Source organism: Jatrophihabitans sp. sgz311053 (assembly GCF_056135305.1).
On record NZ_JBWAXP010000002.1, the window covers coordinates 232,899 to 248,191 of the forward strand.

Sequence of the window (15,293 nt, forward strand, 5' to 3'; positions counted from 1 at the left end):
GCCGGCTGTTACGCCCTCGGCAGAACAGCGGCCCGGCGTCGCCGATCCGCGCCTAGGCTCCGGACATGAGCGCCACCGTGCTGCCACTGCCCCGCCGCCGCCCGTCGCGCGAGCCGCTGTGGCGCGAGGTCGTCGGGGACGTCCTGCGTACCGAGCGTCTCGCGCAGCGGCGCACCCTCAAGGACGTCGCGGAGTCCGCGCGTGTCTCGCTGGCCTACCTCTCCGAGATCGAGCGCGGCCGTAAGGAGGCCTCCTCGGAGGTTCTCGCCGCCACCACCGGCGCGCTCGGCATCGGTCTGGCCGATCTCGTCGACGCCGCCCGCACCCGGCTGGATCCGGCCTCGCCCGGCGAGGTCACGAACCTGGCCGCGTGAGCGAGCGGCTGGTCAGGACCTCGTCGGCCAAGCCGTAGGCCACCGTCTCGGCCGCGGTGAAGACGCGGTCCCGGTCGGTGTCGGCGCGCAGCGTGGCGGCGTCGTGCCCGGTGTGCCGGGCCAGCACCTCCTCGATCTGCTCGCGGATGCGCAGGATCTCCTTGGCCTGCAGGCTGAGGTCCGCGACGACGCCGCGGGTGCCACCCGTCGCGGGCTGGCCGAGCAGGATGCGGGAGTGCTCCAGCACGAAGCGGCGGCCGGGCGCCCCGGCGGCGAGCAGGACCGCCGCGGTCGAGGCGGCCTGACCGACGCACCAGGTCGAGACCGGCGCGCGGACGAAGGACATCGTGTCGTAGATGGCCATCAGCGAGGTGTACGAGCCGCCGGGGGAGTTGAGGTAGATCGAGATCTCGGCGTCCGGATTGGCCGACTCCAGGAAGAGCAGCTGCGCGATGACGACGTTGGCGACGCCGTCGTCGATCTCGGTGCCGAGGAAGATGATCCGATCCGAGAGCAGCCGGCTGTAGATGTCGGAGACGCGCTCGCCGGTGGTCGTCCGCTCGACGACGCTGGGGATCGTGTACTGGGCCATGGTCACAGCCCCATCGGGCGGCGCCGGCCCGCCGGGCGCACGTCGTCCAGCGCGGTGACGACCCGGTCGACCATGCCGTAGTCGCGAGCCTGCTCGGCGGTGAACCAGCGGTCCCGGTCGCCGTCGCGGGCGATGGTCTCCTCGCTCTGGCCGGTGTGCTCGGCGACGATCCGCTCGATGGTCCGCTTGGTGAACTCCAGGCTCTCGGCCTGGATGGCGACGTCGGCGGCGCTGCCGCCGATGCCGGCCGAGGGCTGGTGCATCATCACCCGCGCGTTCGGCAGCGCGAAGCGCTTGCCCTTCGTCCCGACCGTGAGCAGGAACTGGCCCATCGACGCGGCGAAGCCGGTGGCGATGGTGGCGACGTCGTTGGGGATGAGCGTCATCGTGTCGAAGATGGCCAGCCCGGCGTGGACCGAGCCGCCGGGGGAGTTGATGTAGAGGCTGATGTCGCTGCGGGCGTCCTCGGCCGAGAGCAGCAGCAGCTGCGCGCAGACCCGGTTGGCCGAGACCTCGTCCACCTGGGTGCCGAGGTAGACGATGCGCTGCAGCAGCAACCGTTCGGCCAAGGCGTCGTCGAAGGGTGTGGTGGCGGTGTCGGGTGGGGCGGTCATGCTCTCCTCCTCTGGTCGGTGATGAGCCCAGCCTGGGACGAGACCGTCCGGTGTGGGGACGATTGCGCCGAGGGCGGATCCGCCAGGGGCGTAAGCCGGCGCCCGCACCGGTAGCGTCCCGGCCGAACCCAGGGGGTCTGCATGCCACGTCGTCCGATGACGGTCTCCGAAGCCGTCGACATCGCCGTCGATCCGGCGACGGTCTACGCCCACGTCAGCGACCCCAGCCAGACCGGACGCTGGAGTCCGGAGAACACCGGCGCCACCCTCGAAGACGGCCCCGCCTCGCTGCCGGCCGGGACCCGCTTCGTCGGCCACAACAAGCGCTTCGGCGTGACGTGGTCGACCCGCTGCCGGGTCACCGTCGCCGAGCCCGAGCGGCGATTCCAGTTCGTCGTCGAGGCGATCGGGGTGCAGCGGCCGTGGCTGCGGGCGCACATCGCCACCTGGACCTACGACCTCGTCCCCGTCGACGGGGGTACCCGCGTCATCGAGACCTGGGACGACGACCGCAAGCGCTGGCCCGATCCGCTCGCCGCCGTCTTCGACCGCATCGTGACGCGGTCCAGCTTCCCGGACCACAACCGCCGCAACATCCGCACCACCCTGGACAACCTCAAGGCCGAGCTGGAGTCGTGACGCGCCCGCTCGACGGTGTCCTGGTCGCGGACTTCAGCCGAGTGCTGGCCGGACCGCTCGCCACCATGACCCTGGCCGACCTCGGTGCGACCGTGGTCAAGGTCGAGCGCCCCGGCACCGGGGACGAGACCCGCACGTGGGGTCCGCCCTGGACCCCGGAGGGAGCCTCGGCGTACTTCGAGTCGCTAAACCGGGGGAAGTACAGCCTGGCCCTGGACCTCACCGACGACGCCGACCTCGGCCTGGCCCGCGAGCTCGCCCGGCGGGCTGACGTGATCGTCCAGAACCACAGACCCGGTGGTCTGACGCGGTTCGGGCTGGACTACGAGCAGGTGGCCCGCACGAACCCGCGCGCCGTCTACTGCTCGATCAGCGGCTTCGGCGACGGACCCGGCCGCGACCGCCCGGGTTACGACTTCCTGGTGCAGGCCGTCGGCGGCCTGATGAGCGTCACCGGGCCGACCGACGGCGAGCCGCACAAGGTCGGCGCGCCGCTGGTCGACGTCCTCACCGGCAAGGACGCCGTCATCGGCATCCTCGCCGCCCTCGCCGTCCGTGAGCGGACCGGAACCGGGCAGCACCTGCGGGTGGAGCTTCTCTCCAGCCTGCTCGGCGGCCTGGTCAACCAGGCCGCGGGCTACCTCGCGACCGGGACCTCGCCCGGTCGCCTCGGCAACGCCCACCCGTCGATCGCCCCCTACCAGACGCTGCGCTGCGCGGACGTCCCGCTTGCCGTCGCCTGCGGCAACGACGGCCAGTTCACCCGGCTCGCCGCGGTGGTCGGTCGTCCCGAGCTGGCCGCCGACCCCCGCTTCGCCGGCAACGCCGACCGGGTCGCGCACCGGGTCGAGCTGGCGCGCGAACTCGAGGCCGCTCTCGCTGTCGACACCGCGGCGCAGTGGGAGCGGCGGCTCGCCGAGGTCGGTGTCCCCGCCGGTCTCGTCGGGACGGTCGGTGAGGCGGTCGAGCGGGCCCACGCCTACGACCTCGATCCGCTCGTGGAGTTCGGGCCGGGACGGGTGCCGCAGGTCCGGCACCCGGTGCGGTACTCGGCCACCGCCGCGACGACCTCCGCGCCGCCGCCGAGCGTGGGTGAGCACGACGGGGTCGTCCGTCGCTGGCTCGACGCCCCGGACGGCACCGACCTGCCGCCGCGCTAACGGACGCCGCGCGTCCGGAACTGGACGCTGATCCGCGGGCCGACCGGTCGGCTGGTCTTGGGGACGCAGTGCTCGGAGGTGCGCTGGCAGGACCCGCCCATGACGACCAGGTCGCCGTGGCCGAACTCGAAGCGGCGCGATGCCCCGCCGCCGGTGGGTCGGACGGCGAAGGCCCGGGGCGCGCCGAGCACGACGATCGCGACCATGGTGTCGTGGGTGCCGCCGCGGCCGATGCGATCACCGTGCCAGGCGACACTGTCCCGACCGTCGCGGTAGAGGCAGAGCCCGGCGGTGACGAAGCGCTCGCCAAGCTCCGGCTCGTAGTGACGGTCCAGCGCCGCCCTGGCCGTCACCAGGGCAGGGTCGGGGAGCTGCTCGTCCTCGGCGACGAAGTGCAGCAGCCTCGGCACGTCCACCACCCGGTCGTACATCGGTCGCCGCTCGGCGTGCCAGGCGACGCCGTCGCGGAGCCGATCGAAGAGGGTGTCGGCGCCGTCGACCCATCGGGGACGCAGATCCAGCCACGCGCCCTCACCGAGCTCGACCCGCTTCACGGTGTGACCGAGGCGGCCGAAGCCGACGTCCTCGCCGACGTCGAGCAGGGAGGCCTGGAACGCGGTCACCCCTGCGACGGTAGCAAACGTGCGTTCGAAAAACAGAGTGATGTCCGGGTCCGCGCACAGCCGGCTGTCGTACCGTGGAGGCGTGCATCGGTACCGCTTCGCCTTCCGGCCGGGCTGGCTGCTGCTGCACGTCGTCACCGTCGCGCTCGTCGTCACCATGGTCCTGCTCGGCCGGTGGCAGCTGGTGGTCTCGGAGTCGCGTCACTTCAACATCCGCAACTTCGGCTACGCGCTGCAGTGGTGGGCCTTCAGCCTCTTCACGCTGATCATGTGGATCAAGATCATGCGGGACCGGCTGCGGCACGACGGCGAGCTGCCCGAGGTGCCCGGCGCCACCGCGCCATCGACCGCCGAGGAGCCCGTCGCCTACCGGCGCTACGTTCCCCCCACGCCGGCGCCTGCCGAGGACGAGACGCTGGCGGAGTACAACGACTACCTGGCGCGGCTCAACGCGCGGAACGGACAGGCGTGAGCGACGCAGGCATTCTCGGGGTCAAGCAGCCGCGGGTCAGCGAGCGGACCGTGGCCGACGCGGCGGGAGCGCTGACCCGCTACCGGGTGATGGCCTTCGTCACCGGTGTGGTGCTGCTCGCCGGCACCATCGAGCTCATCGTGAAGTACGCCTTCGACGTCGACCCGCCGCTCTACGGCCTGCTCTGGATCGGTCACGGCTGGCTGTTCATGATCTACGTGATCATCACGGCGCTGCTCGGCTTCAAGCTGCGCTGGCCGCTGCTGCGCTACGCCCTCGTCATGCTCGCCGGCACCATCCCGACGCTCTCGTTCGTCGCCGAGCACTTCGTCACCCGGCAGACCCGGCGGGCGGCCACCACGCAGCCCGCGGCCCCCTCGGACGCTCAGCCGTTCTGAGTCTGCCGACCGTCGCCCAGGGCGGTCACCAGGTCGTCGCGCGCCCGCGCGACTCGCGAGCGGATCGTCCCCACCGGGCAGTCGCAGACGTCGGCCGCCTCGGCGTAGGAGAGTCCCAGCACCTGGGTAAGGACGAAGGCCTCGCGCCGCTGCGGCTCCAGCCCGCTGACCAGCGCCCGGACGGCCACCGACTCGGCCGGGTCGCTGCCGAGGCGTTCGGCGGGCTCGGGCAGCCGCCGCCGTCGCTGGGCCGAGCGGACGTGGTCCGCGCAGACGCGCCGGGCGATGGCGAGCAGCCAGGTCCGCGCCGAGGACCGACCGAGGAAGCGGTGCAGCGAGGCGAAGGCGCGGGCGTAGGTGTCCTGGGTGAGGTCGTCGGCGTGCTGCCGGTCGCCGAGGTGCGCGCAGAGCCGCCAGACGTCGGCCTGCGTCGCGCGGACGAGCTCGGCCGCTGCCGCGGCGTCACCGCGGCGGGCGCGCAGCGCCACCTCGGTGATCTCGTCGAACTCGTCCATGCGCTTCCACTTCGTGTGACCCGGGTCTCGCCGGGAACTTCGAGGACCGTCCGAGCGACTAGAGCCGCGTGAAGTGCGAACGGTTCCGCGAGGCGGCATCCGCGCGGCTGGACGGCGAGCCGCTCGGGATGTCGCCGTCCGCGCTGGACACGCACCTCGCATCCTGCGCCGATTGTGCCCGATGGAATGAAGTGGCCGGCCGGGCCACCCGGATGGCTCGGCTCGACCCCGCCCCGGTACCGGATCTGGCCGCCGCCATCACCAGCTCCGTCGCGCTGCCGGCGCGGCGCGTGCTGCACCACCGCCGGATGCTCCGGGCCGCGCTGCTCGTGGTCGGCGTGGTGCAGCTGGGGATCGGCATGCCGGCGCTGGTGGGCGACTCGCTGGGCATGGCGATGTCCGACCACGGGGCCCACGAGGGCGCGGCCTGGAACCTGGCCATCGGTGTCGCCTTCCTCGCCGCCGCCTCGGTGCCGCGCCGCGCCGCCGGACTCATCCCGCTGCTGGCCACCTTCACCCTCGTGCTCTCCGCGCTGTCGATCCACGACCTCGCCGCCGGGACGGTGACGCTCGCCCGGCTGGTCACCCATCTCGCCGTCCTGGTGGGACTGGCGCTGCTGCTCGGACTGGACCGCAACGAGCGCGCTCGGCCGCCGGGTCGCCGCAGCAGCTACGCCGACAGCGACGACGAGGACGGTCCCACCTCGTTGCGCACGGTGGCCTGATGCGGCGGCTCGTCGCCCTGCTCGGCCTGCTCGCCGCGCTCCTCGGCGCGACCCTGCTGCTGGCCGGCCCGGCGTCCGCGCACGCCACCGTCGTCTCGTCCGACCCCGCCGACGGCAGCCGGCTGAAGCAGGCGCCGCAGACGGTGAGCATCACCTTCGACGAGGGGGTGACCGTCGGCAGCGTCGGCTACCTGCACGTCACCGACCAGTCCGGTGCCCGCGTCGACACCGGCGGCACCACCCAACCCGGCGGCGACCAGAGCAAGATCCGGGTGCGGCTGCGCAGCGGACTGGGCGACAACACCTACACCGCGAGCTTCCGGGTCACCTCGGCCGACTCGCACCCGGTCGCCGGCACGGTCCGCTTCGTCGTCGGCAACGGCGCGCTGGTCCGGGGCAGTGTCGCCGCCTCCGGTGGCAACACCGCCAGCGAGTCGGCGCTGGACGTGGTGCGCTGGTTCTCCTACGCCGGGTTGGCGCTGCTGGGCGGCGTCTGGCTCATCCTCACCGTCTGGCCGGAGGGCCGCGACGACCGACGTGCCCGTCGGCTGGTCTGGGCGGGGTGGACCACCGTCGGCGTCGCGGGGGTGCTGGAGCTGCTGCTGCAGGGCCCCTACACCGCGGGCAGGGGACCGTTCGACCTCTTCGACCCCACGCTGATCGACAACACCCTGCACACCGACTTCGGACAGCTGCACAGCGCGCGGTTGCTGCTGCTCGGCCTGCTCGGCCTGCTCTTCGCACTCTCGCTCCGAGTGGACGCGCGCCCGGCGCCGTGGGAGGGCATCGCCGGGCTCGCCGGCATCGGCGTGGCGGCGACCTTCTCCGCCGCGGGTCATGCGGGGACGACCAGCCCTGTCACCGTCTCGATCCTCGTCGACATGCTGCACCTGCTGGCCATGTCGGCCTGGCTCGGCGCGCTCGTCATGCTGGTGGGCGCAATCCTGCCGCGGCGCGAGCCGGCCGAGCTGCGGCGCGTGCTGCCGACGGTCTCCCTGGTGTCCTTCACCAGCGTCGTGCTGCTGGCGCTCACCGGGACGTACAACGCCTGGCGCGGCATCGGCACCGTCGACGCCGTCTTCACCACCACCTACGGCCTGCTCGTGCTGGGCAAGATCGTGCTCTTCGGTGGCATCCTCGCGGTCGCGGCCGTCTCGCGTCGGGCCGTCCGGAGCCGCTGGACGGCGCCGCGGGTGGCGTACGCGAACACCGACACCGAGCTGGCCGGACCACCACCCGCCGACGATGTGGAGACCGAACGGCTGCGCCGGGGCGTGCTGGTCGAGGTCGTCATCGCGCTGGTGGTCCTGGGTCTCACCTCCGTGCTGGTCTCCAGCCCTCGTGGCAAGGAGGACCTCGCCGCGCAGTACCGCGAGCCGATCACGGTGTCGGCGCCGCTGGGCAGCGGCCGCACGGTGAGCGTCACCTCCGACCCCGGCACGCACGGCGACGTCAACCTCACCGTCGAGGTCTCCGGCGGCGCGCGGCTCTCCTCGGTGACGGCCGCCGCCACCCAGACCGCCAAGCGCATCGGGCCCGTCCCGGTGAAGCTCACCCGCGCCAGCTCGCTGGTCTACGACGGCACCGCCGCGCTGACCGTCGCCGGCCCCTGGCGCCTCGATCTCGTCGTCTCGACCTCCGAGTTCGACGCGGTGACCACCAGCGTCACCATCACCCTGCACTGAGAGGAACCTCGGAATGAACCGCACTCGCACAGCCGCACTTGCCACAGTGGTTGGCGTGTCAGCCGCCATGGTCGCCTTCGCCGGGCCGGCCAGTGCGCACGTTCGTGTCACCTCCGACGACGCCACGCAGGGTGGCTACGCCGTGATCACCTTCCGGGTGCCCAACGAAGAGGCGAACGCGAGCACGACGAAGCTGCAGGTGCAGCTGCCGACGGCGACGCCGCTGACCTTCGCCGCGACGCAGCCCATGCCGGGCTGGACCGCCGTCGAGACCAAGACCAAGCTCGCCAAGCCGGTGACGACCGACGACGGCGAGGTCACCGAGGCCGTCTCGCAGATCACCTGGACCGCCACCAGCTCCGCGGCGATCAAGCCCGGCGAGTTCCAGCTCTTCAACGTCCAGGTCGGGCCGCTGCCCAAGCAGGACAGCATCGCCTTCCCGGCCATCCAGACCTACAGCAACGGTGAGGTCGTGCGCTGGGTGGAGCAGCAGGCGCCGGGTTCGTCGGAGGAGCCGGACAAGCCCGCCCCGGTGCTGGAGCTCGCCGCCGCCGGCTCCGGCACCGATCACCACGGCGCGTCCAGCGGGTCGGCCTCCGACGGTCCGTCCGCCTCGGCGGTCGCCGCCAGCGACGACGACCACGACAGCGGGTCGAGCACCACCCCGACGATCCTGTCGATCATCGCGCTGGTGGTGGCGGTGGGTGCCCTCGGGCTGGCCGTCGTCGGACGGGCCCGGCGCGCGTCATGAGGCTGTCCTGGCCGGCCGTCGCCGGGGGGAGCCTCGTGCTCGCCCTCGGCGCGGCGGGGCTCGTCCGAGGGGCGATGCCGCAGCAGGCGGCGGCCGACCCGTCCGGCGGCGCCAACCCCATCACGGTGACCGGTGCGTACGTCCGGCCACCGCTGCCGCCGACCAAGGTGGCCGGCGCCTACTTCACGATCCGCAACAACACCGGCACCGCGGACCGGCTCGTGGACGTCGAGACCGGTGCCGGCGCCGAGGCCGTGCTGCACAAGACGGACGCCTCCGGCGCCATGTCGGCGACGAACTCGGCCACCATCCCGGCGCGTGGCACGCTGAAGCTGGACGTCGGCAAGGCCCACATCATGATCAGCCAGCTCTACGGCACGCTGCGTGCCGGCTCGCAGGTCAACATCTCGCTGCAGTTCGAGAACGCCGGACCCATCGACGTCGTCGCACCGGTCGTCCCGTACGGCCAGAACCCACCCACCGGAGCATCGAAGTGACCCGTCGTCCCCTGCTGCTGTTCGCCGTCCTCGCCGCCGCGCTGGGGCTCGTCCTCACCGGCTGCTCCTCCGGCGGTGGCTCGGCCACGCCGTCCGCCTCCGACCTCGGCGGTGCCAGCGGGAGCGGGGAGTTCCGGGGGCTCGGTCTGACGCCGCCGCAGCCGCGGCCCAGCTTCACCCTCACCGACACCGCCGGCAAGCCCTTCGCCTTCGGCACCGACACCGCGAAGAAGCCGACGCTGCTCTTCTTCGGCTACACCAACTGTCCGGACGTCTGCCCCACCACGATGAAGGACGTCCAGCTCGCGCTGCAGAAGGTGCCGGCCACGGTGGCCAAGCAGACCCGCGTCGTCTTCGTCACCACCGACGTCAAGCGGGACACCCCCGCCGTCCTCAAGCGCTGGCTGCAGAACTTCAGCTCCGGCATCAAGGGCGCGCAGGTCATCGGGCTCACCGGCACCCAGGCGCAGATCGACGCCGCGCAGGCCGCCGCCCATGTCACCGTCGCCGAGGACAACGGCCAGACGCACTCGTCGAAACTGCTGCTCTACGGCCCGGACGACTACGCCCGCGTCGCCTTCCTGCAGAGCACCGGGCTCGGTGCCCAGGTGCAGCACGATCTGCCGATAGTCGCCAAGGAGGGCTGAGCCGGTGGCACAATCTGCGTCCGTGAGATGGCAGATCGCGCGCCCCTGGCTCGGCACCGTCCTTCGACTCGGTCTCGGAGCCGTCTGGATCTGGGCCTCCCTGGACAAGCTGCAGTCCCCGCGGACGTTCGTCCAGGCCGTTCGCGCCTACGACGTCACGCCGGAGTGGCTGAGCAAGGCGATCGGGTACGGCCTGCCCGTCCTCGAGCTCTGCATCGGCGTGGCGCTGATCCTGGGCATCGCCACCCGGGCGGTCGCCATCGCGTCGGCCGCGCTCTTCCTGGTCTTCCTCATCGGCATCGTCCAGGCGGGGGCGCGCGGCATCCAGCTCGAATGCGGCTGCTTCGGCGGCGGCGGGACGACGGCGGGCGACACCACCTACCTGCTCGACATCCTGCGCGACCTCGGGTTGCTGGCCGTTGCTGTCTTCCTCGTGCTGTGGCCGCTGACGCGGCTGTCGCTGGACGAGTACATCTCCCGCAACGACCGGGTCGAGCCGCCGTCGGCCAAGCGGCTGCGGACCGAGCAGGGGCGCCGCAAGTACAACGCGCTGCTCGAGGCCCGCCGGCGCGAGGCGCGTAGCCGCGACCGCTGGATCGGCGCCTCGCTGGCCGGTGTCGTCGTCCTGGTCGCGCTGATCGGCATCGGGGTGCAGTCCGGTCGCGCCAAGGTCGAGGGCTCGCTCGTTGCCACCAACGCCTCCGTCGCCAACGGGATCGTCTACGGCAAGAAGGCCGCCGCCACAGTGGACGTCTACGAGGACTTTCAGTGTCCGATCTGCGCGCAGTACGAGCGCACCGTCGGCCCCACCATGCGCAAGCTGGTCCAGGAGAACAAGGCCCAGGTCAAGTACCACATGATCTCGCTGGCGAGCCTGAACACCGCCGACAACGGGCTCTACTCCTCGCGGGGCGCCAACGCCGGCTACTGCGCCTCGGATGTCTCCGTCGACTACTTCGTGAAGTACCACTCGTACTTCTACCGATCCGACGTCCAGCCGGCCGAAGGTGCGGGCGGCCTGACGGACAAGCAGATCGAGACCTTCGCCGGGAAGGTCGGTCAGAAGCTGACCTCCACGCAGCAGACGGACTTCGACTCCTGCGTGGAGACGCAGCGGCATAAGGCGCTCGTCGAGGCCATCACCGACCGGGCCAGCCAGGACGGCATCAACGGCACCCCGACCATCAAGGTCAACGGCAAGACCATCGACAACGACGCGGCCGCCCTGGTCAAGGCGGTCGAGGCCGCTGGCAAGAACGGTCCCGCGCCGAGCCCGTCGCCCTCATCGGGGACTCCTGCCGCGTCGTCCTCGCCGTCGGCGAAGCCCTCAGGCTCCGCCACGGCGCCGTAGCCGGCTCGCCCGCACTCGAAGGTCCAGAGCGCGACGAAGGCCCGCCCCCGCAAGGGGACGGGCCTTCGTGGCGTCGAGACGCTTACTTGTTGGCGGCGTCCTTGAGGGCGCTGCCCGCGGTGAGCTTGACCGTCTTGGCGGCGGGGATCTGGATGGTCTCCCCGGTGGACGGGTTGCGGCCCTCGCGAGCGGCGCGGTCGCCGACCGACAGCGCGAAGAAGCCAGGCACGCTGACCTTCTCGCCCTTGGCGGCGGCGCTCTCGAGCGTGGACTGGAGCGAGCGCAGAACGGCGTCGACCGTCTTCTGCTCCAGGTCGGCACCGTCGGCGACAGCTGCCACCAGTTCCTTGCGGTTCACGAGGTCTCCTCTGATTGTCGGTTGCGTTGCTGCCCCCAGTATCTACAACCCTCGAAAAATCCCCGTAATTGGGGGGTTCCGAGGGTTCGGCGTGTCGTTCATGGTGGTCCCCGCGTGCGGGGCCGCTGGACCGGTCGTGTAGCGTTGGCTCTCGTTCGCCGGACGGTGTCCAGCGGGCAGGCAAGGGGCTGTGGCGCAGCTGGTAGCGCACCACACTGGCAGTGTGGGGGTCAGGGGTTCGAGTCCCCTCAGCTCCACCAAAGTATCCGTATAAGAACTCTCGCCCTCGGCACTGCCGGGGGCGTTTTCATTGCCGCCCGCCGAGGTTTCCTGGCGGGCGGGGCCCATTTCTCGGGCCTTCTGAGCCCGTAGCCGGTGGTGAACGTGCGCGGGCACGACGCGGCCGAGCAGGTCGTCGAAGGGCGCGTTGTAGTCGACGCGGACGCTGCGTTCGCGGCTCTCGTCGTCTTCGTCGATGTAGATCTTGTCGAAGAACGCCTGGTTGAAGAGCCGTCTCGTGGCCTCGTCGGCTTCGAGGTAGGCAGCGTGCCAGTCGCGGGTGAGGTCGAGGGTGTCGGCGAGAAGTTGCTTGGCTTCGTCGTAGTTCGCTTCGGCGGTGGTCAGCTGGTGTTGGACGTGGCCGAGCTGGGCGGCGATGCGGTCCTGCTCGCTCTTGAGAAGATCCAGAGGGATGGCGCCGGCGTAGTGGGCGTCGAGCAGCTTCTGGCGTTGGGCGGTGAGCTCAGTGCGCTTGGCGTCCAGGTCGGCGCGTTCGCGGGCGCTGGCGGCTTGGAGGGCGTCGAAATTCTCGAGCACCAGCTCCTGGATGTTGTCGCGCAGTTCCTGGCTGAGGGCGATGGTGCGGTACTCGTCCTCGATGAGTTCCTCAATGGTCTCGACGTGCATGGCTTGGCGGTCGCAGCCGCTGACGCGGCGGGTGCGGCCGGAACAGACGAGGTAGTGGTAGACGGTGCCCCACTTGTTGGTGGCTTTGTTGAGCATGAGGCGGTGGCCGCAGCTGCCGCAGAACACCGAGCCGCGCAGGTAGTGCAGGTTGGTGCGCTGATGCGTGCCCGCGGTGTTGTTGGCGGCGAGGAGGTCCTGGACCTTCTGCCACGTAGCGGGGTCGACGAGCGGTTCGTGGATGCCGGGGTAGATGACGCCGCGGTAGTGGACCTCGCCTTTGTAATAGGGGTTCTTGAGGATCTTGTGGACCGTGGTGGTGCTCAACGGTTTGCTAGGCCACTTCGGCGTCGCGCGGGTGGTGAGGCCGCGGGCGGTGGCCTGCTCGAGCAGGATCGAGAGCGAGCAGTCGCCTTCGGCGTAGCGGTAGGGTCTGCTGCACCGAATTGTGACAGTTTGACCTGACCCACCAGAAACGTTCCAGTTCTGCTGGCTAAGTGGCTGCCTCATCGAGAGGCTGAACATCGTGCCCCGTGCCTATCCCGCTGAGTTCCGTGCCCGGGCTGTTGCCCTGGTCCGGGCCGGCAAGGAACAGAAGCAGACCGCGACCGAGCTGGGCATCCATCCGGTCACGCTGTCGACGTGGGTCAAGCAAGATCGCGTTGACCGCGGCGAGATCCCCGGTCTCAGCTCCACCGAGTCCGCGGAGCTGCGCGCGGCGCGGCGACGTATCCGAGAGCTTGAGACCGAACTGGTGATCATCAGGCAGGCGGCGAAGTTCCTCGGGGAGGACCGGCCCCGCCCAAAAGGCTCTTCGGAGGTGATCGAGCGTCTCGCTGACGCCGGGATTCCCGTCGACCGTGCCTGCCGGGTGCTCGGGGTCAACCGGCAGAACTACTACCTCGCCAAACGCGCACCGACCACGAAGACGCAGCTGCGGCGGCAGTGGTTGACCGGGCTGATCCGCGAGGTGCACGTCGCCTCGCGTGGCACCTACGGCTACCGCCGCGTCCATGCCGAGCTGACGATGGGCATGGGCGTCACCGTCTGCGAACGCACGGTGTCGGTGCTCATGACCGAGGCCGGGTTGTACGGGCTGCCCGGCCCAACGCGAGTCAAGCGGCTCCGAGGCGTCGTCACCGCCGACGATCTGGTCAACCGCAAGTTCCATCGACTACGACCCAACGAGCTATGGGTCACCGACATTACGCAACACAGAACGAGAGAAGGATGGCTCTACTGCGCGGCAGTGCTGGATGCGTTCAGCCGCCGCATCGTCGGTTGGTCGATCGACTCGAAACAAGACGCGACCCTCGTGGTCAACGCCCTCGACATGGCCATCCGCAACCGGCGGCCAGAGCCTGGCGGAATAGTCCACGCGGACCACGGCAGTCAATTCACGTCGTGGGTGTTCGGGGAGAAGATCCGCTCCGCTGGCCTGCTCCCTAGCTTCGGGACCGTCGGCGACGGCCTGGACAACGCCGTGATGGAAAGCTTCTGGTCCTCGATGCAGATCGAGCTGCTCAACCGGCGTCGATGGAAGACCAGAGTCGAACTCGCCAACGCGATCTTCGAGTACATCGAGATCTTCCACAACCGCCAACGACGCCACTCCGCGCTCGGCTACCGCACCCCGATCGAGCACGAACTACTGTCCGAAACGACCACCGTCGCCGCAGTCAGTTAGCCAGACGAGCTGGAACAGAAATCGTGGGTCAGGTCAAGGTGTCACAGTTCGGTGCAGCAGACCCAAATTCGCGTCGAGGTTCTAGGGCAGGATCATGCTTGGGCCGACACGCACGGCGAAGAACCGGGTCCCCTGATGGGCGAGAAGTCATTTCGCGTCGTCATGAAGGGGACCCGAAGCGACAGTGCGCTCGTCAAAAGTGATGCTTTCGGACAGAGTCAGGTCCTGCTGCCGCTCACTGCTAACGGTCTCGTCCGGTGGCCGGCGGGCCTCGCAGCGATCATGACGTCGCTCCGTACCCGCTAGATACACCCGCTGCGTACGACCCGTCCGCCCTTCTACGGCGCGTCGATGGCGGTTGCGACAAACGTGGAGGTCTGGCCTACGGCCCGACCGCGAAACGTTTGCCCGAGGTCGCGCGACACCACCACAGAAGGTCGCTGGGCGATTTGCGACAGCCGTTTGGCTGTCTCGACGATCGTCATGTCGGCGTCCAAGTCGTACCCACCGCACGATACCGTCAGCTGAAGGGTCACGTGGGCCGCGGTACTCGGGAGGGACAGCTTGCTGCGTTCGGTCGGATCGTCTGCCAGTTGGCCGTCGAGCCACTTAATCATTGAGCGAGCTTTTCGCTTTTGGCCATCTGATCCGCGATCTTTGAGTCGGTCGAGCTCGTCGATCACCTTGATTGGAAGCACCATGCGGAGCCATGTACGCGATTTGGTGATCGCACACCAGTCGAAGTCGGCGAACTCTGGACGCGTGCTCATCAGCATCGAGGTATCGGGGACCACGATCAGGTAGGATTCGTCGTGCTCCCACCGGGTCACCTCGGCCAAGATCTCGCTTGCGAGCTCTTGGAGTGTCTTGGATCGTTGGACGAGCTCGTCGACGATCGCTGGGATCACGCGGACGTTCCGGTCTGTCGCAGTTCGGAGAAACCAATAGTGGTCTGACCCTACTAGGTGCCGAACAGTCCTGCTCGTGAACGCCGACCGTAACCCTTGCCGTGCGCTCTCCGTTCAACCGAGGTAGCTCTGCAGCAGGTAAACTGCGGAAACGCCGCTGGTGCTAATCTTGCTGATGGCACTGGTCTGGGCGGCGAGCTCTTCAAGTGCCAGCTGCGGGCCGATCTCTTCGCGTAAACCGAACATCTGCTCAGAGTGTCAGAGAAAGTCGAATCTATCCACCTTCCCTGGTGAAGGTCGAGCCTGCCGGTTGGTGTGCGCAGGCACTGCCACGTTGCCCAGGCCGGGCGTACTCCACATATCTGCGGCATCTTGGCCCTCCACCAGTTTGCTT

The 15,293-nt window shown here is 69.9% G+C and carries 19 protein-coding genes, 1 tRNA gene and 2 pseudogenes; 14 read left to right on the forward strand and 8 right to left on the reverse strand.

The annotated features are described in order from the left end of the window. Nucleotides 1-65 precede the first annotated feature (65 nt). Nucleotides 66-374, forward strand: a complete 309-nt coding sequence (locus AC0NZQ_RS10110; RefSeq protein ID WP_474529692.1) for a helix-turn-helix domain-containing protein — start codon at nt 66-68, stop codon at nt 372-374. Here AC0NZQ_RS10110 and AC0NZQ_RS10115 read toward each other — a convergent pair. Further along, the gene (locus tag AC0NZQ_RS10115; RefSeq protein WP_474529693.1) at nt 355-966 is read right to left on the reverse strand and encodes a ClpP family protease; all 612 of its coding nucleotides are present in this window, start codon (nt 964-966) and stop codon (nt 355-357) included. The genes AC0NZQ_RS10110 and AC0NZQ_RS10115 overlap by 20 nt on opposite strands. Nucleotides 967-968: 2 nt before the next feature. Further along, on the reverse strand, nt 969-1,580 hold the full coding sequence (locus AC0NZQ_RS10120) for a ClpP family protease (RefSeq protein WP_474529694.1): 612 nt from the start codon (nt 1,578-1,580) through the stop codon (nt 969-971). A 156-nt stretch (nt 1,581-1,736) separates the two neighbouring features. On the opposite strand from AC0NZQ_RS10120, the gene AC0NZQ_RS10125 reads away from it, so the two are divergent. Together AC0NZQ_RS10125 and AC0NZQ_RS10130 are read left to right on the forward strand one after the other, a co-directional pair. Beyond that, nucleotides 1,737-2,219, forward strand: coding sequence for an SRPBCC family protein (locus AC0NZQ_RS10125; protein ID WP_474529695.1), 483 nt, complete (start codon nt 1,737-1,739; stop codon nt 2,217-2,219). Further along, nucleotides 2,216-3,379: a CaiB/BaiF CoA transferase family protein gene (locus AC0NZQ_RS10130; protein ID WP_474529696.1), complete on the forward strand. Its 1,164-nt coding sequence runs from the start codon at nt 2,216-2,218 to the stop codon at nt 3,377-3,379. Before AC0NZQ_RS10125 ends, AC0NZQ_RS10130 begins: the two co-directional genes overlap by 4 nt. Here the strand turns inward: AC0NZQ_RS10130 and AC0NZQ_RS10135 are convergent. Then, a complete protein-coding gene (locus tag AC0NZQ_RS10135; RefSeq protein ID WP_474529697.1) occupies nt 3,376-4,002 on the reverse strand; it encodes an alpha-ketoglutarate-dependent dioxygenase AlkB in 627 nt (208 codons plus the stop codon). The two genes, AC0NZQ_RS10130 and AC0NZQ_RS10135, sit on opposite strands and share 4 nt — an antisense overlap. 82 nt (nt 4,003-4,084) lie before the next feature. Between AC0NZQ_RS10135 and AC0NZQ_RS10140 the strand changes: the two genes are divergently transcribed. Continuing rightward, a complete protein-coding gene (locus AC0NZQ_RS10140; protein ID WP_474529698.1) occupies nt 4,085-4,474 on the forward strand; it encodes a hypothetical protein in 390 nt (129 codons plus the stop codon). Then, the gene (locus tag AC0NZQ_RS10145; RefSeq protein ID WP_474529699.1) at nt 4,471-4,872 is read left to right on the forward strand and encodes a DUF3817 domain-containing protein; all 402 of its coding nucleotides are present in this window, start codon (nt 4,471-4,473) and stop codon (nt 4,870-4,872) included. The genes AC0NZQ_RS10140 and AC0NZQ_RS10145 overlap by 4 nt, the downstream gene beginning before the upstream one ends. Here the strand turns inward: AC0NZQ_RS10145 and AC0NZQ_RS10150 are convergent. Next, nucleotides 4,860-5,387, reverse strand: a complete 528-nt coding sequence (locus tag AC0NZQ_RS10150; protein WP_474529700.1) for a sigma-70 family RNA polymerase sigma factor — start codon at nt 5,385-5,387, stop codon at nt 4,860-4,862. The two genes, AC0NZQ_RS10145 and AC0NZQ_RS10150, sit on opposite strands and share 13 nt — an antisense overlap. A gap of 68 nt (nt 5,388-5,455) precedes the next feature. Here AC0NZQ_RS10150 and AC0NZQ_RS10155 point away from each other — a divergent pair. From AC0NZQ_RS10155 to AC0NZQ_RS10185, 7 genes and pseudogenes are all read left to right on the forward strand, one after another. After that, nucleotides 5,456-5,518: pseudogene (locus AC0NZQ_RS10155) on the forward strand (hypothetical protein); the annotation flags it as partial. Between the two features lie 81 nt (nt 5,519-5,599). Next, on the forward strand, nt 5,600-6,112 hold the full coding sequence (locus AC0NZQ_RS10160; RefSeq protein WP_474531448.1) for a hypothetical protein: 513 nt from the start codon (nt 5,600-5,602) through the stop codon (nt 6,110-6,112). Beyond that, a complete protein-coding gene (locus AC0NZQ_RS10165) occupies nt 6,112-7,797 on the forward strand; it encodes a copper resistance CopC/CopD family protein (RefSeq protein ID WP_474529701.1) in 1,686 nt (561 codons plus the stop codon). The genes AC0NZQ_RS10160 and AC0NZQ_RS10165 overlap by 1 nt, the downstream gene beginning before the upstream one ends. 55 nt (nt 7,798-7,852) lie before the next feature. After that, nucleotides 7,853-8,548 carry a YcnI family copper-binding membrane protein gene (locus AC0NZQ_RS10170; protein WP_474529702.1) on the forward strand — a complete coding sequence of 232 codons (696 nt, stop codon included), beginning with the start codon at nt 7,853-7,855 and terminating at the stop codon, nt 8,546-8,548. Continuing rightward, complete coding sequence (locus AC0NZQ_RS10175; protein ID WP_474529703.1) at nt 8,545-9,045, forward strand: copper chaperone PCu(A)C; 501 nt, start codon at nt 8,545-8,547, stop codon at nt 9,043-9,045. The genes AC0NZQ_RS10170 and AC0NZQ_RS10175 overlap by 4 nt, the downstream gene beginning before the upstream one ends. After that, on the forward strand, nt 9,042-9,692 hold the full coding sequence (locus AC0NZQ_RS10180; RefSeq protein WP_474529704.1) for an SCO family protein: 651 nt from the start codon (nt 9,042-9,044) through the stop codon (nt 9,690-9,692). The genes AC0NZQ_RS10175 and AC0NZQ_RS10180 overlap by 4 nt, the downstream gene beginning before the upstream one ends. 22 nt (nt 9,693-9,714) lie before the next feature. Continuing rightward, on the forward strand, nt 9,715-11,043 hold the full coding sequence (locus AC0NZQ_RS10185; protein WP_474529705.1) for a MauE/DoxX family redox-associated membrane protein: 1,329 nt from the start codon (nt 9,715-9,717) through the stop codon (nt 11,041-11,043). An 82-nt stretch (nt 11,044-11,125) separates the two neighbouring features. On the opposite strand, the gene AC0NZQ_RS10190 is transcribed toward AC0NZQ_RS10185, so the two are convergent. Then, on the reverse strand, nt 11,126-11,401 hold the full coding sequence (locus AC0NZQ_RS10190) for an HU family DNA-binding protein (RefSeq protein ID WP_474529706.1): 276 nt from the start codon (nt 11,399-11,401) through the stop codon (nt 11,126-11,128). A 184-nt stretch (nt 11,402-11,585) separates the two neighbouring features. On the opposite strand from AC0NZQ_RS10190, the gene AC0NZQ_RS10195 reads away from it, so the two are divergent. Next, nucleotides 11,586-11,661 (forward strand) — tRNA-Ala (locus AC0NZQ_RS10195). 661 nt (nt 11,662-12,322) lie between these two features. On the opposite strand, the pseudogene AC0NZQ_RS10200 reads toward AC0NZQ_RS10195, so the two are convergent. Continuing rightward, nucleotides 12,323-12,829: pseudogene (locus tag AC0NZQ_RS10200) on the reverse strand (recombinase family protein); the annotation flags it as partial. Between the two features lies 1 nt (nt 12,830). Here AC0NZQ_RS10200 and AC0NZQ_RS10205 point away from each other — a divergent pair. Then, nucleotides 12,831-13,991, forward strand: coding sequence for an IS3 family transposase (locus AC0NZQ_RS10205; RefSeq protein ID WP_474529707.1), 1,161 nt, complete (start codon nt 12,831-12,833; stop codon nt 13,989-13,991). 338 nt (nt 13,992-14,329) lie between these two features. On the opposite strand, the gene AC0NZQ_RS10210 is transcribed toward AC0NZQ_RS10205, so the two are convergent. Both AC0NZQ_RS10210 and AC0NZQ_RS10215 read right to left on the reverse strand, forming a co-directional pair. Beyond that, a complete protein-coding gene (locus AC0NZQ_RS10210; protein ID WP_474529708.1) occupies nt 14,330-14,899 on the reverse strand; it encodes a PIN domain-containing protein in 570 nt (189 codons plus the stop codon). Between the two features lie 114 nt (nt 14,900-15,013). Then, the gene (locus AC0NZQ_RS10215; RefSeq protein WP_474529709.1) at nt 15,014-15,145 is read right to left on the reverse strand and encodes a hypothetical protein; all 132 of its coding nucleotides are present in this window, start codon (nt 15,143-15,145) and stop codon (nt 15,014-15,016) included. Between the last annotated feature and the right edge of the window lie 148 nt (nt 15,146-15,293).